At 29.0% G+C, this 19135-nt stretch carries 23 protein-coding genes; all 23 read left to right on the top strand.

All coding sequences use genetic code 11. From position 1 onward, the window contains the following. The 23 genes from BQ9840_RS02395 to spoIIM all read left to right on the top strand — a co-directional run bounded on the left by BQ9840_RS02395 (window position 1) and on the right by spoIIM (window position 19111). Entirely contained in the window at window positions 1-585 is a 585-nt protein-coding gene (locus tag BQ9840_RS02395; RefSeq protein WP_077367688.1) for a sporulation stage III protein AG, read from the top strand. A gap of 12 nt (window positions 586-597) precedes the next feature. Next, complete coding sequence (locus tag BQ9840_RS02390) at window positions 598-1254, top strand: SpoIIIAH-like family protein (protein WP_077367686.1); 657 nt, start codon at window positions 598-600, stop codon at window positions 1252-1254. 72 nt (window positions 1255-1326) lie between these two features. Further along, window positions 1327-1716: an Asp23/Gls24 family envelope stress response protein gene (locus BQ9840_RS02385; RefSeq protein WP_077367684.1), complete on the top strand. Its 390-nt coding sequence runs from the start codon at window positions 1327-1329 to the stop codon at window positions 1714-1716. A gap of 62 nt (window positions 1717-1778) precedes the next feature. Further along, complete coding sequence (gene amaP / locus BQ9840_RS02380) at window positions 1779-2327, top strand: alkaline shock response membrane anchor protein AmaP (RefSeq protein ID WP_077367682.1); 549 nt, start codon at window positions 1779-1781, stop codon at window positions 2325-2327. A gap of 19 nt (window positions 2328-2346) precedes the next feature. Further along, entirely contained in the window at window positions 2347-2580 is a 234-nt protein-coding gene (locus BQ9840_RS02375; protein WP_200804851.1) for a DUF2273 domain-containing protein, read from the top strand. Window positions 2581-2629: 49 nt separating this feature from the next. Beyond that, window positions 2630-3043: a transcription antitermination factor NusB gene (gene nusB, locus BQ9840_RS02370; protein WP_077367678.1), complete on the top strand. Its 414-nt coding sequence runs from the start codon at window positions 2630-2632 to the stop codon at window positions 3041-3043. Further along, complete coding sequence (locus BQ9840_RS02365; RefSeq protein ID WP_159436059.1) at window positions 3036-4001, top strand: Kae1-like domain-containing protein; 966 nt, start codon at window positions 3036-3038, stop codon at window positions 3999-4001. The genes nusB and BQ9840_RS02365 overlap by 8 nt, the downstream gene beginning before the upstream one ends. 1 nt (window position 4002) lies before the next feature. Further along, on the top strand, window positions 4003-5229 hold the full coding sequence (gene xseA, locus BQ9840_RS02360) for an exodeoxyribonuclease VII large subunit (protein ID WP_077367674.1): 1227 nt from the start codon (window positions 4003-4005) through the stop codon (window positions 5227-5229). Further along, window positions 5216-5449 carry an exodeoxyribonuclease VII small subunit gene (gene xseB / locus BQ9840_RS02355; RefSeq protein ID WP_077367672.1) on the top strand — a complete coding sequence of 78 codons (234 nt, stop codon included), beginning with the start codon at window positions 5216-5218 and terminating at the stop codon, window positions 5447-5449. The genes xseA and xseB overlap by 14 nt, the downstream gene beginning before the upstream one ends. 3 nt (window positions 5450-5452) lie before the next feature. Further along, entirely contained in the window at window positions 5453-6322 is an 870-nt protein-coding gene (locus BQ9840_RS02350) for a polyprenyl synthetase family protein (RefSeq protein ID WP_097677456.1), read from the top strand. A gap of 679 nt (window positions 6323-7001) precedes the next feature. Beyond that, window positions 7002-7604, top strand: a complete 603-nt coding sequence (locus BQ9840_RS02340) for a hypothetical protein (RefSeq protein WP_077367669.1) — start codon at window positions 7002-7004, stop codon at window positions 7602-7604. A 10-nt stretch (window positions 7605-7614) separates the two neighbouring features. Then, the gene (locus BQ9840_RS02335; protein ID WP_077367667.1) at window positions 7615-8418 is read left to right on the top strand and encodes a TlyA family RNA methyltransferase; all 804 of its coding nucleotides are present in this window, start codon (window positions 7615-7617) and stop codon (window positions 8416-8418) included. A gap of 34 nt (window positions 8419-8452) precedes the next feature. Then, complete coding sequence (locus BQ9840_RS02330; protein WP_077367665.1) at window positions 8453-8905, top strand: arginine repressor; 453 nt, start codon at window positions 8453-8455, stop codon at window positions 8903-8905. Window positions 8906-8920: 15 nt separating this feature from the next. Continuing rightward, window positions 8921-10621, top strand: a complete 1701-nt coding sequence (gene recN, locus BQ9840_RS02325; RefSeq protein WP_077367663.1) for a DNA repair protein RecN — start codon at window positions 8921-8923, stop codon at window positions 10619-10621. Window positions 10622-10799: 178 nt separating this feature from the next. Next, window positions 10800-12122 (top strand): SpoIVB peptidase, encoded by a 1323-nt coding sequence (spoIVB, locus tag BQ9840_RS02320; protein WP_077367660.1) that lies wholly within the window; start codon window positions 10800-10802, stop codon window positions 12120-12122. A 127-nt stretch (window positions 12123-12249) separates the two neighbouring features. Continuing rightward, entirely contained in the window at window positions 12250-13062 is an 813-nt protein-coding gene (spo0A, locus tag BQ9840_RS02315) for a sporulation transcription factor Spo0A (RefSeq protein ID WP_200804850.1), read from the top strand. Between the two features lie 151 nt (window positions 13063-13213). After that, complete coding sequence (steA, locus tag BQ9840_RS02310) at window positions 13214-14335, top strand: putative cytokinetic ring protein SteA (RefSeq protein WP_077367656.1); 1122 nt, start codon at window positions 13214-13216, stop codon at window positions 14333-14335. 11 nt (window positions 14336-14346) lie between these two features. Continuing rightward, entirely contained in the window at window positions 14347-15234 is an 888-nt protein-coding gene (locus BQ9840_RS02305; protein ID WP_077367655.1) for a copper transporter, read from the top strand. Window positions 15235-15245: 11 nt separating this feature from the next. Beyond that, entirely contained in the window at window positions 15246-15926 is a 681-nt protein-coding gene (locus tag BQ9840_RS02300; RefSeq protein WP_077367653.1) for a glycosyltransferase family 2 protein, read from the top strand. Between the two features lie 4 nt (window positions 15927-15930). After that, window positions 15931-16755 (top strand): phospho-N-acetylmuramoyl-pentapeptide-transferase, encoded by an 825-nt coding sequence (locus tag BQ9840_RS02295; RefSeq protein WP_077367651.1) that lies wholly within the window; start codon window positions 15931-15933, stop codon window positions 16753-16755. A 48-nt stretch (window positions 16756-16803) separates the two neighbouring features. Continuing rightward, complete coding sequence (locus BQ9840_RS02290) at window positions 16804-17856, top strand: DUF3866 family protein (protein WP_234978602.1); 1053 nt, start codon at window positions 16804-16806, stop codon at window positions 17854-17856. Between the two features lies 1 nt (window position 17857). Beyond that, window positions 17858-18397: an NUDIX hydrolase gene (locus BQ9840_RS02285; protein WP_077367647.1), complete on the top strand. Its 540-nt coding sequence runs from the start codon at window positions 17858-17860 to the stop codon at window positions 18395-18397. A 78-nt stretch (window positions 18398-18475) separates the two neighbouring features. Beyond that, window positions 18476-19111 (top strand): stage II sporulation protein M, encoded by a 636-nt coding sequence (gene spoIIM / locus BQ9840_RS02280; protein WP_077367645.1) that lies wholly within the window; start codon window positions 18476-18478, stop codon window positions 19109-19111. Window positions 19112-19135: the final 24 nt, after the last annotated feature.

The following is a 19135-nucleotide window of genomic DNA, read 5'->3' as shown; positions in this document are numbered from 1 at the left end:
ATGAATTTTAAGGAGAAATTAAAAGAGTTATCAAAAAAGATAACAGACAAAAAATATATTAACAATCTTCTCATTATATTTATAGTAGGCATAATAATTTTGATTGCTACCAGTATTTTTAATGATAATGTATCAGAAAAAGAAACAAATAAAAGGGAAAATAAAAATGAAAAATCCAGTACCATCAATTTTACAGAAGATTATGGGCAATTACTGGAAAGAAGATTGGAGAATATATTAAGTGAAATTAAAGGAGCGGGAAAAGTAAAGGTAATGATAACATTAGAAGAAACAAGTGAAAAAGTTCCTGCAACTAATTCTAATCAAAGCAATGAAAAAACAAGTGAAAAAGATTCTCAAGGGGGTGTTAGAGATATAAATAGAGAAGATTCAAATGTAGAGATAGCTACAAAAGGAAGTGATGGTTCATTAATAGTTTTAAAGGAAATAGAACCTAATGTAAAAGGTGTGATTGTAGTAGCAGAAGGAGCTTTTGACATGGAAGTAAAAGAAAAACTATATCAAGCTGTAAAAACTGTTTTGGGTGTATCTGGGAATAGGGTTGAAGTATATTCTAGTAAATAAGGGGGTATATTAATGTTTAATGTAAAGAGACCTGCTATTATAACTATTTTGATTGTACTTTTAGTGCTAACTGGGTATATTAATCATCAACTAACTCAAAAGTCTATGTCTAGAATTTCAAGTGACTACCAAAAACATGAGGAAATGGAAATGGAAAAAGCAATTGACAATACAAATAAATCTACTATAGAAACCGTATCAGAAAATAAAGATGAGCTAGAGATAGTTGAAGGGGAAATAAATAAAGATGTTTCTCAATTAACAGAAGAAATAAATGAAAATATTGAAGAGGCTATAAGCAAAGAGACTAATCTTCAAAGTGCTAACTATTTTGTTGAGTATAGATTGTCTAGGGATAAAATGAGGGGAAATTTAGTGGAAAGGTTAAAAGAAATAATAACAAATGAGAAAAGTAGTAGCGAGATGATAGATAAGGCTCAAAATGAAATAATGCGAATCGGAGAACTGGCAGAAAGTGAGTTGTATATGGAGGGGCTTATCAAAGCTAAAGGATTTGATGATGCACTAGTATTTTTAAAAGAAGATGAAGTCAAAGTAGTTGTGTCTGTAGATGAGTTAACTGAACAAGATGTAATAAAGATATTAGATGTAGTAAAAAACGAGACAAATTTTGAAACATCTCAGATTAAAATAATGAAAAAGCTTTAGAAATGTTTGTAAATAGAAAACACTTCTGATATAATAAGCATATAGATTATATATATATGGAGGTGTCTAAACATGACGGATACTAACAACAATATGGAACATGGAAGTGTTAAAATAGCAAATGAAGTAGTTGCTATTATTGCAGGCTTAGCTGCTACTGAAGTTGAAGGTGTTGCTGGCATGAGTGGTGGAATCACTGGTGGAATCACCGAAATGCTTGGAATGAAAAACCTATCTAAAGGTGTAAAAGTAGAGGTAGGAGAAAAAGAATGTGCTATAGATATATTTGTAATAGTAGAATATGGTTCAAAGATATCATCAGTGGCTAACTCAATACAAGAAAATGTAAAAAATACTGTTGAAACGATGACAGGGTTAGATGTTGTAGAAGTAAATGTTAATGTACAGGGTGTTAATATACCTAAAGAGCCTAAGATAGAAGAGGAACCAAGAGTAAAATAAATCATTACCCTCTGAAATTTCAGAGGGTAAATTTACTACTTTTTAGGAGGTAGGATGAGTTTATGAATATTATAGATAGATTGATTTTATTAATTTACACTCTTTGTTTAGCTGTATTTTCTATAGTATTGATGCTTTTTCCATACGAACAATTTAATTTTTTGTCTTTAGATAGTGTACAAGGATATTTATGGCATATAAAAGGTAATTATGCTTATACTATTGTAGGACTTGCTTTTCTATTAGTGAGTATTAGGTTTTTCATATATTCAATTTCAGGAAGAAAAAAAGAACATAGAGAAACATACTTAGTAAGACATACTAATTATGGTGAATTAAAAATTTCTTCTTTGACAATAGAAGGTTTAGTTCAGTCAGTAGTAGAAAAGTTTTCAGGTGTTAAAAATATAAAAACTACAGTAAATATAGTTGAAGGTATAATAACTATTTTATTGAAAGGGGAAGTTTCTCCTGAAATAAATATTCCTGAAACTACTATAGAATTACAAAACAAAGTAAAAGAACATGTGGAAAAATGTACAGGAGTGGAAGTAAGCGAAGTGCAGGTGGAAATTAGCAACGTAACAGCATCAACTAGAGTTGTAAAATGAAATGTTGAGGTGTTTTAAATTGGCTAAGGAAAAATTAATGGAATTTTTACAAGTCCTTATTAAAAATAAAGGTAAAACAATTGGTACTTTATTGGGATTCATTATTGCTATATTAGTACTTACTATAGGTTTTTTTAAAACACTATTTATTGTCCTTTGTACTTGGCTAGGATATTATATTGGTAAAAAATCAGATAATCAAGAGAACATAAAAGAGATAATTGAAAGAATACTTCCTCCAAGCAAAGAGTAATAATCCTATTTTTTTAAAAATTATTGAATTAGATATAAGGAGGAAAAATATGGGTAGAAAGATAGCAAGAGAGGAAACTATGAAACTATTATTCCAAATGGAACTTAATAAGGACTTTTCTGATGGAGTAATAGAATTATATCTACATGAGAATGATTTTGCTGACGATGAAGTAGATTACATAACTGATGCAGTAAATATCATAAGAGAAAATTTAGAAACTATTGATAAAATAATTGATAATAATATTAAAGGTTGGAAATTACATAGGTTAGCAAAAGTAGATTTGTCTGTTTTAAGAATAGCAATATATGAACTTAAGTTTAGAGATGATATACCCATTCAAGTTTCAATTAATGAAGCTATAGAAATTTGCAAGAAATATAGCACTGATGAATCATCAAAGTTTATTAATGGAGTACTTGGTAGCTTTGTACGAACAGGGATGGATAAAAATGAATAAGCTATATTTAGGGATAGATACAAGCGCTTATACAACTTCTGTTGCCGTTGTAGATGATAATAGTAATATAATATTTGATTCAAGAATGGTTCTAGAAGTTGAAAAAAACAAGAGAGGTTTAAGACAGCAAGATGCAGTTTTTAAACATATGTTGAATTTACCTATTATATTTGATGAATTTAAAGATAAAAGTTTGGTAGATAAAATCAGTGTTGTTTCTGTTAGTAGCAAACCAAGAAATGTTGAAGAATCTTATATGCCTGTTTTTACTGTAGGTAAAGGACAGGCATATATTATCTCTAAATTACTACACTTACCTTTTAAACAATTTAGCCATCAAGAGGGGCATATATCTGCTGGTATAATGAATACTCCGTTAGAACATAGTGAAAAATTTTTAGCATTTCACTTATCTGGAGGGACTACAGAGTTATTAATTGTAGAAAATAGGAATAAAAATTATATTATTAATAAAATTGGTGGCACATTGGATATTAGTATTGGGCAACTCGTTGATAGAATTGGAGTTAGCCTAGGGTTTCAATTTCCATGTGGTTCAAAAATGGATTTGGCATCAATAAGTGGTTCTATAATAAATGGAAAGCTACCTGTTAGCATTGTAGATACTTGGGGGAATTTTTCTGGACATGAAAACTTTTTTAACAATATGATAAACAATGGAAAATATAATGATAAAGATATAATTGTAACACTATTTCATACTATATACTTGTCTCTAGAAAAAATCATTCTTTCAGCTTGCATGAAATACAATTTAAAAGATGTCCTATTAATTGGTGGAGTAGCTTCTAATTCATATATCAGAGAAAAACTTGTTAATAGTCTAAGTAATAAAAATATTAATACATATCTACCTAATAAATATTATTGTACAGACAATGCTGTTGGAGTAGCATATTTGGGAAAAATAAAATCAGGTCATTTATGGAGGATTTGATATGTCTGTAAAACCTTTAAAGGTCTGTGAAGTAAATCAGTATATTAAGAGAATATTAATGGGCGATCCTATATTGTCAAATGTTTGTGTAGAAGGTGAAATCTCCAATTTTAAACATCATTATAGTGGTCATATGTATTTTTCTCTAAAAGATGAAAAAGGCAAAATAAAATGTGTAATGTTTAAAAGCTATAATAAGAATATAGATATGGTTTTAAAGGATGGTATAAAAGTTATAGTTAATGGATATATTTCAGTTTATGAGCGAGATGGAGATTATCAGTTATACGTAAAAACTATAGAAGAAGCAGGATTAGGAGATTTATATCTTGCATACAATAAATTGCTTAAAAAGCTAGAAGCAGAGGGCATTTTTAATGAGATGCACAAAAAGGAAATACCAAAGTTTCCTAGAAAAATAGGAATTGTAACATCGTCTACAGGTGCTGCTATTAGAGATATAATTACAGTTGTTAAAAGAAGATTTCCTATTGTTGAACTAATAATATATCCTGTTTTGGTACAAGGTGAAGGGGCTAGTAAGGAAATATGTGAAGGTCTTCTTTATTTTAATAACAGGAATGACATAGATTTAGTAATAACAGGTAGAGGTGGAGGTTCAATAGAAGAACTTTTTGCTTTTAATGATGAGTTGTTAGCAAGGACGATATATGGAATGGATATACCTGTAATATCAGCAGTTGGACATGAAACTGATTTTACAATAGCTGATTTTGTTGCCGATTTAAGAGCGCCAACGCCATCAGCAGCTGCAGAATTAGCAGTTCCTAGATTAGAAAATCTAAAAGAAGATTTAAATATTAGATTTACAGAAATAGTAGATAGTTATTTATCTTTGATGGAAAGTAAGAAGTTAGAGTTAGACGCTTATGAAGAAAAATTAAATAGGCTTAATCCTATAAACAAACTAAATGAAAACTTACAATATTTAGATAGTTTATTTAAAGATCTAACAAATGCTTATTTTTCAAAGATGAGAGATTATAAAAACAAATTAGAGATATTGGGAAACAAGTTAGACTTATTAAGTCCTTTATCTACAGCCAATAGGGGATATGGCATTTTAACAGATGAATCAGATAAACTAATTAAATCTGTAGAAGATATATCTATAGGTGAAGGATTTAGTGTACTCCTTAAAGATGGTACTATAAAAGCTAGAGTAGAAAAAGTGAAAAAAGGAGAGTATAGCAATGGATTTAAGTAAAATGTCATATGAAGAGGGTGTAAAGGAATTAACTAAGATTATTGAAAATCTTGAACAAGGGGATTTAACTTTAAGCGAATCATTTGATAACTTTAAGATCGGAGTAGAAATATATAAGCATTTAAATGAAGTATTAAATAAAGTTGAAGGTGATATTAAAATTATATTAAAAGATGAAGAAAAAGGGGCGTTTGAAGAGTTATTTAAACTGGAGGATTAGTATATGAATATAAAATCTGAAATAGATATGTTAAAAGAATTGATAGATAAACAATTGGAAAATTTGTTTTTAGATAAAACTGTTTATACTGAAACTATTAATGAAGCTATGAGATATAGTCTATTGGCAGGTGGAAAACGAATTAGACCTATTTTACTCCTAAAAAGTAATGAATTAATAGGAGGAAAGCTTGAGGAAGCTATGCCTTTTGCATCGGCTATGGAGATGATTCATACTTATTCTCTTGTACATGATGATTTACCTGCAATGGACGATGATGATTTTAGAAGAGGTAAACCAACAAACCATAAGGTTTTTGGAGACGCTATTGCTATATTAGCAGGAGATGGACTTATAAACTGTTCTTATGAATTAATGAATAATTATATCCTAAAAGAGTTTGATAAAGGTGTAAATGTTAGCAAGTATTTAAGAGCTTTTAAAGAAATAGTTACTAGTGCAGGAATAGAAGGAATGATAGGTGGTCAAGTTGTTGATATATTATCAGATAATATGGGTATAAATATTGAAACATTAAAATACATGTATAAATATAAAACTGCTGCACTGATCAAAGCTTCTGTAGTGGCTGGAGGAATTATTGGTGGGGGAAATGAAGAACAAATAAAAAGTCTAAGGGAGTATGGAGAAGCAGTTGGATTGGCTTTTCAAATAAGAGATGATATATTAGATATTGACAAAGATAAACAAAACAATAAAACTACATTTTTATCTTTTTATTCAAAAAAAGAAGCTGAGGAAGAATTAAAAAGATTGGGGAATATTGCTATAAATTCTCTAGATACTTTCAATAATAGAGATACAGAATTCCTTGAAGAATTCGTATATTTTTTAATGTTTAGGAATAAATAAACATATTTAGGTAATTGAAAATCAACTTGCATTATGCTATAATATGATTGACTTAGAGTGGCACAGTATTCTAGTCAGCACAACTATTTCTGAAGGCGGGGCTAAAAATCCGTCAAAGGGCATATCGATGAAGTTCCTGATTTTGGCTTTCGACGCCCAGTTGAGGGTCATGGTTGGGAGTAAGAAGGATGGGGCGATCCACAATGGCATGTGGGCGTTGACCCTACCTTCGTGGAGACTTATCATATTCGGGAGTATGATAAGATAAACCTGCAATGTAATTAGTATTACATGCAGCGTAGCCTGCCTTGAGTGAAATGGGCAGAAGACAAGTAGTTCGATTTCATTTTACTAGGGCCCTAGTGGAATGAAGTTTTGTTGTCGAAACCCATTTTGCAAAAGAGGCTAGGGAATAGACTGGCTGTGGAGGAAAACTCCTAGACTGTTCACAGGAAATGTGCTAGGGATTACAGTGCGGACTAAGTGGTAATCTAGCCCTACTCATGGCGACAGAGTAGAGATTTAATTAAAGGGAAACCGCTGCTATGGCGACATGCAGTTTTTATCTGGGAAATCCTGCTAGACCTTAAGCCGTAAGATTTACTTAGCATATTGCCACTCGCTTTGCTGATAGCTATTGCTATCAGCTTTTATTAATTATTATGGAGGGATTAGGAAAATGAAAAAAAAGGATGATGACGGAGTTCTGCGAAGTCATAACAATAAGTGGGTTTTAGTTATAACTTTTTGGACTTTTGTAATGGCTGTAATTTTTAGTATAATAACTGAAAACCTTATGAATAATATTGATATTTTAGCTGCATTTATTATTTTAATGTTTATAATATTTGTCGGCATATTTTTTGATATTATTGGTATTGCAGTAACTTCTGCAGAAGAAAGACCATTTCATGCGATGGCTGCTAACAAGATAGGAGAAGCAAAATATGCAGTAAGACTTGTAAGAAATGCAGGGCAAGTTTCAAACTTTTGTAATGATGTGATTGGTGATATTAGTGGTATTATAAGTGGTGGCGCTGGTACAACTATTATCTATAAATTAATAGAACGGTATGATATTAAAAGTGGGACAATTTTAAGTATATTTGTAACAGCTCTAATTGCGTCTTTAACTGTTGGAGGTAAGGCTTTAGGAAAGGAGATAGCTATTAAAAATTCGGAACAGATTATCTTTCATTTTGCTAAAGTACTCAATTTTTTAGAAGAAAAATTCAAGATTACGGTATTATCTGATAATAAAAGTAATAAGAAATATAATTAGGGGAGATTACATGAGGAAAGAGAGAGTAGATATTTTACTTGCAGATAAAAAATTGGTTGAATCAAGAGAAAAAGGAAAAAGACTTATAATGGCAGGAATAGTATATGTTGATGGTAAGAGAGTAGATAAACCTGGAGAGAAAGTGGATATTAATAGTGTAATTAGTATAAAAGGAAATCCAATTCCCTATGTAAGTCGTGGAGGTTTAAAACTAGAAAAGGCTATAGATTTTTTTGATTTAAATTTAAAAAACAAAGTTTGTATTGACATTGGAGCTTCAACTGGTGGATTTACTGATTGTATGCTACAAAATGGAGCAAAAAGAGTATATGCTATTGATGTAGGTTATGGCCAAATAGATTGGAAAATAAGGCAGGATGAGCGAGTTATATTAAAGGAAAGAACTAATATTAGATATGTAACGAAAAATGATCTTGGGGAGTTAGCTAACTTTATTTCTATAGATGTATCTTTTATTTCCCTTAAACTTGTTTTGCCAGTAGCTAAAGAACTATTAGATAAAAATGGTGAAATAGTCGCATTGATTAAGCCACAATTTGAAGCTGGAAGAGAAAAAGTAGGTAAGAAAGGAATAGTTAGAGACAAGTCTGTTCATGAAGAAGTTCTTTTAGATATGTATAATTTTTGTTCTAGCATTGGATTGTTTGTAGATAAAATAACCTATTCTCCTATTAAAGGAGGAACAGGAAATATTGAATATTTATTTTATATTAGAAAAGGAATGGAAAAAGAAGAAAATACAATGCAAAAAGTAATAAGTGAAATAGTAATAGAATCTCATAACGACTTATAAGTTAAAATCCATTTACGAATTAGGGAGGTTAGGAATGAAGAAATATACCAGGCAGAGAAAAATTTTAGAAATAATAGAAAACTATGATGTTGAAACTCAAGAGGAATTGGCAGAGTTCCTAAAAAAAGCAGGTATAGACATTACTCAAGCAACCATATCAAGGGATATTAAAGAATTGAGACTCGTCAAGGTACTATCTAAAAATGGAAGGTATAAATATGCAGTAGTAGAAGATAATTTAGAAGGAACAACTGATAGATTAATAACTATATTTAGAAACTCAGTGGTTAGTTATGATATTGCTGGCCATATTGTAGTTATAAAAACAATACCTGGAGCTGCACAAGTGTGTGCTTCAGCCATAGATTCTTTAAAATTAGAGGGAATAGTTGGAACTTTAGCAGGAGATGATACTATTTTTATTGCTGCTAGTGATGTAGAGAGTATTGAACTTATAATAAAGACTTTTCAAAGTATACTCAATTAAAATGGGGGTAGTATTGTGATTGTAGAGTTAAGTGTAGAGAATTTTGTTATAGCAGAAAAGTTACACATTGATTTTACAACTGGATTCAATGTTTTGACAGGAGAGACAGGAGCAGGAAAGTCAATAATAGTTGACGCTATAAGTTTAATCCTAGGTAGCAGAGCTAGTAGAGATTTTATCAGAACAGGATCAGACAAGGCAATATTAGAAGGATTGTTTTATCTTGAAAAACCCAAAAAAGTTAAAACTGTTTTAGATGAGTATGGAATTGACAGTGAAAACAATGATTATTTATTGCTTACAAGGGAATTATACACTACTGGAAGAAGTGTTTCTAGAATAAATGGACGAACAGTAACTTTAAATATGTTGAATAATATTACAAGACATTTAATTGATATACATGGACAACACGAGCATCAATCACTTTTAAACCCAGATAACCATATAATTATAATAGATTCTTTTGGAGATGAAGATTTTAAAAAATTGAAAGAAGAAGTATCAAATTATTACAATGAACTAATATTACATAATAAAAGATTAAAAGAAATATCCTTAGATGAAATAGCAAAAGATAGAGAAATTGACTTATTAAATTATCAAATAGAAGAAATTGATAGTGCTAGGTTATCAAAAAAAGAAGAAGATGAAGTATTTGAAGAATATGAGAAATTAAATAATATAAAATATATTGTATCGGGATTAAGTGAAGGAGTTAAATTACTTCAATCCAATAACTATGAAAGTTTTTCTATAATAGATTCTATAAATAAAGTATTATCTTCTATTGGCGGAATAAAAAAATATGATAAAGAAATAGCGTCATATTATGATACTTTAAATAATATTAATTTTGAATTGCAAGAGTTAAATAGAGATTTATTATATTACCTAGACAATATAAATTTTGATGAAGAAAGAATTGTATATTTAGAAGAGAGAATAGATACTATAAATAAATTAAAAAAGAAATATGGTAATACAATTGATGATATATTATCTTATAGACAAAAAATCAATCAAAGATTACAAGTTTTATTAAATAATGAAAAAGAAGTTGAAAAGACAAAAAATGAAATTAATAAAATTAAAAAAATACTTAATAATAAATGTGAAAAATTATCAATAGAGAGAAAAAAGATAAGTGCTGATATTGAAAAAGTTTTTGGAAATGAATTAGCTCAACTAAATATGAAAAATGTTATATTTAAAGTGCAAATTACAAAAAATGATAATTATAGTCTAGATGGATTTGATAAAATTGAGTTCTTAATATCAACAAATCCAGGTGAATCTCTAAAACCTTTATCAAAAATAGCATCTGGAGGTGAAATTTCTAGAATAATGTTAGCATTTAAATCTATTTTAGCAGAATATGATGAAATTCCATGCCTTATTTTTGATGAGGTTGATTCAGGAATTAGTGGAAGAACAGCACAAATAGTAGGTGAAAAAATAAATAGTATTGCTAAAAAACGACAAGTTATTTGTATTTCACATTTACCGCAGATTGCAGCATTAGGTGATACACATTTTTCTATATCAAAAAAAACTGAAGATAATAGATCTATTACAGAGGTAAAAAAACTTAATTACGAAGAGAGAATTGATGAATTGGCTCGTCTTCTTGGTGGTGTAGATTTAACTGATACAACTAGAATGCATGCACGGGAAATGTTATCTATGGCTAAAAAAACAAAATCTAAATTATAACACTTTATATTTTTATAAAGTGTTTTTCTTTTTTTAGGAAAGATATATTTTACTTTACAATAGGTTTAATATTTACTGAGAATAATTATATACTAAAAAGGCTAAATTATAATTGCAAATATATTTTTAAAAGGAGGTGAAATTTTTAAAAAAGGGGAGATTGGGAGAGTGATATTACTTGCCAAAGTATTTAAACAATAAATCGAGATTTTATATAGTAATAACTCTATTATTATTTTTATGTGTTAGTCAGATACTAAATCTATATTCTTTCCCGCAAAAAATAAATATTATAAAAGGCGAGGATAAAGACTTAGACGTAACCTTTCCCTTCACTATTAAAGTATTACAGGATAGTAGTAAGGTTGTAGATTATAATTCTATATGTAAATCAAATTTAGCTTTTAAAAGGTCATACAAATTTAATAGCATAGATTCGGGTAATGCAAAACTTCAATTTAATTTGTTTGGTTTAATACCAGTAAGAGATATAGAAGTTAATGTATTAGATAGAATACACCTGGTACCGGGAGGCAATTCAATAGGAGTAAGACTAAATACTAGAGGTGTTCTTGTAGTATCTGTAACTGATATAATCGGAGTAGATGGGAAGAAATACAATCCAGCAAGGGTAGGCGGTATTAAAGCTGGAGATAGTATAATAGATATAAATGGGGAAAAAGTTAGGGATGCTGAACATGTAGTTGAGTTATTGAACAATATTGAAGATAAGGAAGTAAATATAGTTATTGAAAGAAACGGTATGCGATTTTCAACTACAGTAAAACCTGTTAAGAGCTTACAAGATAATTGTTATAGACTTGGAATTTGGGTAAGAGATAAGACTGCAGGCATTGGTACTTTAACTTTTTATGATGACAATAGTAAAGTATTTGGAGCCTTAGGCCATGGAATAACAGATATGGATACTGGAAAATTACTCAATATTGAAAATGGTAAAATAATGAGTGCAAAAGTATCAGAAGTTGAGCAGGGTAGAAAAGGAAATCCGGGGGAAATCAAAGGTATATTCTACGAAACAGAGAATGTACTAGGTGATATAAAATACAATACACCCTATGGTATATATGGCGAACTAAGGAATACAAATATACCGAAAACTAAACTAAAATCAATACCTATAGGGATGAAGGAAGAAGTAAAAGAAGGAAAGGCTTATATTTTAACAACTATAAGTGATAATAAAATTGAGAAATTTGAGATAGAGGTTTTAAAAGCACAGAATCAATATTATCCTGAACAAAAGAGTATGGTAATAAAAATAATAGATAAAAAGTTATTAGAAAAGACTGGAGGAATTGTTCAGGGAATGAGTGGTAGTCCAATAATTCAAGATGGAAAATTAATTGGAGCTGTTACTCATGTTTTTGTAAATGATCCTACAAAAGGTTATGGAGTATATATTGAATGGATGTTAGATCAGACAAATATAAAAAATAGACAACAAAGTAAATATGCAGATACTAAACAAGGCAGATAATTTAATATCTGCCTTTAATTATATTAATTTATTTTTTTTGAATAAAAAATGGAAAATGAGAAGGAAATCATATTTCTTTGTCGAATATTTAAATTAGTAGAAATAAAAAACAGGGGGGGTAATTGATTTGAGTAAGACTAGCATACTTGTTGCTGATGATAATAGGGAATTCTGTGATATTTTATACGATTACTTAAAGCAACAAGAAGATTTTGAAGTTATTGGTTTTGCAAAAGATGGATTAGAGGCAATTGACTTATTATTAGAAAAGAAGCCAGATGTTTTAATATTAGACATAATAATGCCTCATTTAGATGGATTAGGTGTACTAGAAAGACTAAATAGCATGAATCTAGAAAAAATACCTAGAATAATCATTCTTTCAGCTGTTGGACAAGACAAGATAACACAAAAAGCTATAGAATTAGGTGCTGATTATTATGTCGTAAAACCCTTTGACTTTGAAATATTCACCAAAAGATTAAGACAGATATCTGGTATTCCTTTTGAAAAGAAGATTACTAAAAAATATATTAATATTCCAAAAGAGACAACGACTAATATTGATTCTACTAAGAGTATGGAAGCAAAAATAACAAATATCATTCATGAAATAGGGGTACCCGCTCATATTAAAGGCTATCTTTACTTAAGGGAAGCTATTTCTATGGTTGTAGATAATATCGAACTTCTTAGTGCAGTTACAAAGGAATTATATCCCAATATTGCTATAAAGTACAATACTACTCCAAGTAGAGTGGAAAGAGCAATTAGACATGCTATAGAAGTAGCATGGAGTAGGGGTAAGGTAGATACTATTAATAATATTTTTGGTTACACTATTCATACAGACAAAGGCAAACCTACAAATTCAGAGTTTATTGCGATGGTTGCTGATAAGTTGAGATTAGAGATGGAAATGTCAGAAAGCAATTCTTAATTAAAACCCATGAATACTTAGTATTCATGGGTTTTAATTATTAAATTTATTATAATCATATTTTGTGCTATAATAAACTGAGATGTTTATTCAATGGATTAATTATTTGTATAGGGAAATACTATACAGACAATAGGTTTGGAGGATTAAAATGTATATCAAGGGAAAAGTAAAGAAAGATAAAAGAACTAAGAATTTAACTAAAAGGTTAAAACCTGGAGACATAGCATTGATATGTCACAAGGATTTAGATGAAATTGGTGCTTCATCTTTGGTTGAAAAGAAAGTTAAATGTGTTATAAATACAGATAAGACTATCAGTGGTCGTTACCCCAATCAAGGTCCTTCTATATTATTAAAAGCAAATATTCCATTATTCGAGGCATATGATGAGGGTCTATATGAGCTTATTAAAGATGGAGAAACAATTGAAATCGTTGAAAATCAAATAGTTCAGAATGAAGAATATATTGGTGAGGTACAACTTCTTGACAATGAAAAAGTCAATGAACTACTAGGTATTGGATATGATAATTTTGAAAAAGAATTAGATAAATTTATAGAGAATACATTAGACTATGCTAAGAGAGAAAAGGGTCTTGTAACAGGAAAAGTCTCCATTCCCTCTATAAAGACTAAGTTAAAAAATAGACATGCACTAATAGTTGTAAGAGGTAAGGACTATAAAAGAGATTTACTAGCTATACAAGCGTATATTCATGAAATGAATCCTATTTTGATTGGGGTTGATGGTGGTGGAGATGCACTAATTGAATTTGGTTATGTTCCTGATATTGTAATTGGGGACATGGATAGTGTTAGTGATAAATGTTTAAAGCTAAGTAAGGAAATAGTTGTTCATGCTTACCCTAATGGAAAAGCTCCAGGATTAGATAGAGTTAACGAATTAGGTTTAAATGCAGTAATATTTCCCTCTCCAGGGACTAGTGAGGATATTGCAATGCTTTTAGCTTATGAAAATGATGTAGATTTAATAGTTGCAGTTGGAACACATAATAATATGATTGATTTTCTAGAAAAGGGTAGGAGTGGTATGGCTAGTACTTTTTTAGTTAGATTAAAAGTAGGATCAAAATTAGTTGATGCAAAGGGTGTAAATAAACTTTATAGAAGTCATTTAAAACTGAAACATATGATAGGTATAGGATTAGCAGCTTTAATTCCTATAATAGTTATTACTATGATGTTTCCTCCAATGAAAGAGTTGTTGCAACTTATAAAAATAAGATTTAGAATAATGTTTGGACTGTAAGGAGTGATAATATGATTCCCAATATGCGTTATTTTGTAGTTTCAATTGTATCTATATTTTTAGCACTGGCAATTGGAATTTATATTGGTTTTATAATTGATGCAAATGATATGATTGTTGAACAAAAAGAAGATATAGTGTCTAAGTTAGAAGAAAAATTTGATTATTTAAAAGAAGAAAATACAAATTTAAAAAAAGAAGTAGAAATATTAGAATTAGAAAATAATAAATATGAATTATTTAGTAGAGTTGCATATATAGAAGCTGTTAAAAATAAATTAGCAGGAGTTAATGTTGCAATTATAGAGACTAATGATGAATATATATATTCTGGTTTAGGAAAAACATTAGAAATTGCAGGAGCTAATGTTAAGAGTATAATAACTATAAAAGATAAATTTCTTAATGAAGAATTGCTAAGAGAAATTTATGTAAATCAATTAGGTGAAGAAAAAGAAATTAGTAAGAATATAATTGAAAATGCAGTTAAGGATTTATCCAAAGCTATTATAACAGGAGAACAATCTGAGACAATTGATGGATTTAGGGAAAGGGACTTAATAAATATAGTTGGAGATATAGAAGATCCTATTGATTATATAATTATAGCTGGTGGAAGCGATAGTGAAGATTTAGACAGAATTAATTATTTAGATAAGAATGTTATCAATACATGTAAAAGCTTAGAAATACCTATAATTGGAGTTGAAAAGACTAAAGTTAATTTTTCTTATACGAGTGAATATAAAAACTTTAGGATATCAACTATAGATAATGTTGATACAGTAATGGGTAAAGTTGCACTTATAATGGCAATGGAAGGTAGACCAGGGTACTATGGTGAAAAACCAAGTGCTGAAAGTCTTTTACCTGATCCTAATAATACTATTTTAGAATGAGGAGAGATTATATGAGTGCAGATAATAAAGTTGTTGCAGTTGTGCCAGTTTTTAACGAAGAAGATACAATAAGAGAAACAGTAAGAAATTTAAATAACATAGATATTATTGATTCGATAGTTGTAGTTAATGATGGTTCAACAGATAATACAGCTAATGTAGTGAAAGAATTAAATGTAAATTTTATTAATTTAGAAAAAAATAAAGGTAAAGGTTATGCTATAAAAGAAGCTATTCAACAATTTGATTTTGATTATCTAGTATTAGTAGATGGAGATTTAGGCAACACTAGTAGTGAAATAGAAAAGTTAATCTATCCAGTTATTAACGATGAAGCTGATGTAACAATTGCTAAGTTTCCAAAGCCACTTAAAAAAGGTGGTTTTGGATTTGTTAAGAATCTTGCTAAAAACGGAGTATACTTTTACACAGGCAAAAAACTAGATACTACTTTGTCTGGGCAAAGAGTCTATAAAAAACAAGTAGTTGATAAAGTTGACTATATTCCCAACAGATTTGGAATAGAAGTAGCTATGACAGTGGGAACTTTAAGAAAGGGTTATTCTATAAAAGAAGTTGAAGTAAATATGAGACACAGAGAAACAGGAAGAAGTGTTAAAGATTTTGTCCATAGAGGAAAACAATTTATTAATATACTTTGGACATTAATAGTATTATTCTTTAGAAGGTGAATATATGGAAGTGTTTAAATACAATATTTTAAGCTTATTTATTAGTACAATATTAACCTTTATTGGTATACCTTTTATTTATAATATGTTAAAAGATAATAATTGTACATGTTTAAATTATAAAAAAGAGGAAATTCCAACTAGCATGGGTTTGATTTTTGTTATTGTACAAACATTCACAGTAGGATTAATTAGCTTTTTTATTAAAGAGTCTATACATCATTATACATTATTATATTTAGTGGGTTTGATTTTTATTGCTTTAGCAGGGCTTTTTGATGATTTAGTAGGAGATAAGTTCGTTAAAGGATTTAAGGGACATATTAAATCTTTTTTTAAAGGTACATTAACTAGTGGGGGACTAAAAGCGGGTATTGGTTTTTTAGTTTCTTTGTTAATTTCTATTTATATATCAAAAAACGTGGTAGAAATAATTGTGAATACTTTGGTTATAAGTTTATTTACTAATTTATTAAATCTTTTTGACTTAAGGCCTGGAAGAGCTGGTAAGGTTTTTATACTTATGTCAATTATTTTATTTATTACTACTAGTACAAGAAAATTTGATTTTATTTTGTATTCTTTTATTGGTATATTAATTAGATATTTGCCTATAGATTTAAAAGCAGAAGCTATGATGGGAGATATAGGTTCAAACACATTAGGTATTTCTCTCGGTTCTTATTGCGCTATGACTCATGATTTGAAAAGTAAAATAATATATTTAATAGTGTTAGTTTGTATTCAGGTAATTGCAGAATTTGTATCTTTTTCAAAGATTATTGAACAAAATAGATTTTTAAGTTTTTTTGATAATTTAGGAAGATAGGAGGTTTTTTCACTGATTAGTTATAAAAAAGGTATTGTAAAAGATGTATTGAGAAAAGACGATAGTACAACCTGGGTTCAGGTAGATATAGATGGAAAATTAGCCAAAGCTGTAAACTATAATGATCTAACTGGAAGTATAAATGTAAATGATAATATAATATTAAATACTACTGCTGTAGATTTGTCTTTAGGTACTGGAGGTTATCATTTTGTTATATTTAATTATTCAAATGAATCAAGAAGAATTCATGGTAATGGTCATATAATGAAACTTAGATATACTCCTTACCAAATAAAATGTCTTACTGCTGAAGAAGAAGCAAGTCCATATCATGATTTATTTAATGAATTTGAGGATTTAAATAAAAAAGTATTTATAGTAGGAACATTACATAGCATGTTAGCACCATTAGCTAGTATGATTAAATGGTTGAATCCTGAGTTAAAAATTAATTATTTGATGACAGATGGTGGAGCATTACCACTACAATTTAGCAATACTGTTAAGGAGCTCAAAGAAAAGAATATAATTGATAAAACTATTACAATAGGTCATGCTTTCGGTGGTGATATAGAATGTGTTAATATCTATACTGGACTTATTGCTGCAAAGGAAATATTAGATAGTGATATAACTATTATTGCTATGGGGCCTGGAATAGTAGGAACTGGGACCAAATTTGGGTTTAGTGGTGTTGAACAGGGTAATATAATAGATGCGGTTAATAATTTAAACGGAACGCCTTTTATTGTTCCTAGGATTAGTTTTAAAGATAGTAGAGAAAGACATAGAGGAATAAGTCATCATACATTAACTGTATTAACAAAGATATGTAATACAAATGGGAAACTTATTATACCTAAATTAAGTGATGATAAAGATCAATTTATAGATAAACAGTTAGTAGACAATAAATTATTAGATAGATATGAGATAATAAGAGAGAGTGGAATAGACATAGTTGAAGCATTAAAATATTTTAATTTAAGTATTACAACTATGGGAAGAGGTATAAAAGAAGACATAGATTATTTTATTACATTGGGAGCTGTTAGCAGGGGTGTGGTAAGGCATCTTAATGAAGGAGAGGAGTATTAAAATGAATTTTGAAGAAAAGACCATGAAGACTGAAAGAATTTATGAAGGTAAAATATTGAACTTAAGAATTGATACAGTAGAATTACCTGACAAGAAATATTCCAAACGTGAAATTGTAGAGCACCCTGGAGCAGTAGCTATAGTTGCACTAACAGATGAGAATGAAATAATATTAGTTAAACAGTATAGAAAGGCAGTTGAAAGAGAATTATTAGAGGTTCCTGCTGGAAAACTAGAAATTGGTGAAGAACCTAAAGAAACTGCTATAAGGGAGTTAAAAGAGGAAACAGGATTTACACCTAAAAAAATAGAATATTTATTAGAATTTTATACTTCTCCAGGTTTTTCTAATGAGAAAATGTATTTGTTTTTAGCAAGTGGATTGGTAGAAGGAGAAGCTCAACCTGAAAAAGATGAATATATTGAAGTAAAAAAAGTAAAATTAGATGATTTAATTGATATGATTCTAAAAGGTGAGATTATGGACAGTAAAACTATAGTAAGTGCTTTTACAGTAAAAGACTATCTATTAAACAAATAAAATCTAAGTGATAATATCCTCCTTTGGTGCATAGTATTTCATATAAGGCTTGTATATCTTGCGAAGGGAGGATATGTTTTGCTATACAAGATAAGAAATTGGATTTTTAAACATTTTAAGGATAATTTCACCGCTTATTTTACGATGTGTATTTTATTGGTTGTTGGAATAGTTGTAGGTGCTATAACTATTAAAGTATTGAATGTAGAAGAAAAAAATCAAATATTGAGTTTCTTTAATTCATTTTTTAAACTACTTAATAAGGAAGATATGAATAGCAGCCTTTTATTAAAAGAGTCATTAATAGGTAATATGAAAACAATTTTAATTATTTGGTTAACTGGTGTTGTTATAATTGGAATACCAGTAATACCTATCATAGTATTGCTAAGAGGATTTGCTATGGGATTTACAGTTGGCTTTTTAGTTAATGAATTTGGATTAAAAGGGTTCTTGTTTTCTATATTTGCATTATTACCCCAAAACATATTTATTGTTCCGGGGATAATATCAATATCTTCTATTGGTATAAGTTACTCATTAAATAGAGTTAAAGGCAGAAAAAATAGAGTTCTATATAAATATTCTTTAACTAGCTTTTTAAACTATTCTAGTATTATATTTTTATTTTGTATACTAATAGTTGTTGGAAGTTTAGTAGAAGCTTATATTTCACCTTTATTTATGAAATTTATTGTTGATTATGTAAATTAATTCATTTTGAAGGATTATAGCTTT

This window comes from Anaerosalibacter sp. Marseille-P3206, from assembly GCF_900155565.1.
GTDB lineage: Bacteria > Bacillota > Clostridia > Tissierellales > Sporanaerobacteraceae > FUHM01.
This window is presented reverse-complemented; position numbering and strand designations above follow the sequence as displayed.

Coding starts and splice junctions, on each gene's coding strand:
- BQ9840_RS02335 (WP_077367667.1), top strand. CDS start 7,615: ATGAGGAAAGAGAGAGTAGATATTTTACTTGCAGATAAAAAATTGGTT.
- BQ9840_RS02340 (WP_077367669.1), top strand. CDS start 7,002: ATGAAAAAAAAGGATGATGACGGAGTTCTGCGAAGTCATAACAATAAG.
- xseA (WP_077367674.1), top strand. CDS start 4,003: ATGTCTGTAAAACCTTTAAAGGTCTGTGAAGTAAATCAGTATATTAAG.
- nusB (WP_077367678.1), top strand. CDS start 2,630: ATGGGTAGAAAGATAGCAAGAGAGGAAACTATGAAACTATTATTCCAA.
- BQ9840_RS02300 (WP_077367653.1), top strand. CDS start 15,246: ATGAGTGCAGATAATAAAGTTGTTGCAGTTGTGCCAGTTTTTAACGAA.
- BQ9840_RS02350 (WP_097677456.1), top strand. CDS start 5,453: ATGAATATAAAATCTGAAATAGATATGTTAAAAGAATTGATAGATAAA.
- BQ9840_RS02305 (WP_077367655.1), top strand. CDS start 14,347: ATGATTCCCAATATGCGTTATTTTGTAGTTTCAATTGTATCTATATTT.
- BQ9840_RS02390 (WP_077367686.1), top strand. CDS start 598: ATGTTTAATGTAAAGAGACCTGCTATTATAACTATTTTGATTGTACTT.
- steA (WP_077367656.1), top strand. CDS start 13,214: ATGTATATCAAGGGAAAAGTAAAGAAAGATAAAAGAACTAAGAATTTA.
- BQ9840_RS02365 (WP_159436059.1), top strand. CDS start 3,036: ATGAATAAGCTATATTTAGGGATAGATACAAGCGCTTATACAACTTCT.
- BQ9840_RS02385 (WP_077367684.1), top strand. CDS start 1,327: ATGACGGATACTAACAACAATATGGAACATGGAAGTGTTAAAATAGCA.
- BQ9840_RS02395 (WP_077367688.1), top strand. CDS start 1: ATGAATTTTAAGGAGAAATTAAAAGAGTTATCAAAAAAGATAACAGAC.
- BQ9840_RS02295 (WP_077367651.1), top strand. CDS start 15,931: ATGGAAGTGTTTAAATACAATATTTTAAGCTTATTTATTAGTACAATA.
- BQ9840_RS02330 (WP_077367665.1), top strand. CDS start 8,453: ATGAAGAAATATACCAGGCAGAGAAAAATTTTAGAAATAATAGAAAAC.
- BQ9840_RS02285 (WP_077367647.1), top strand. CDS start 17,858: ATGAATTTTGAAGAAAAGACCATGAAGACTGAAAGAATTTATGAAGGT.
- amaP (WP_077367682.1), top strand. CDS start 1,779: ATGAATATTATAGATAGATTGATTTTATTAATTTACACTCTTTGTTTA.
- xseB (WP_077367672.1), top strand. CDS start 5,216: ATGGATTTAAGTAAAATGTCATATGAAGAGGGTGTAAAGGAATTAACT.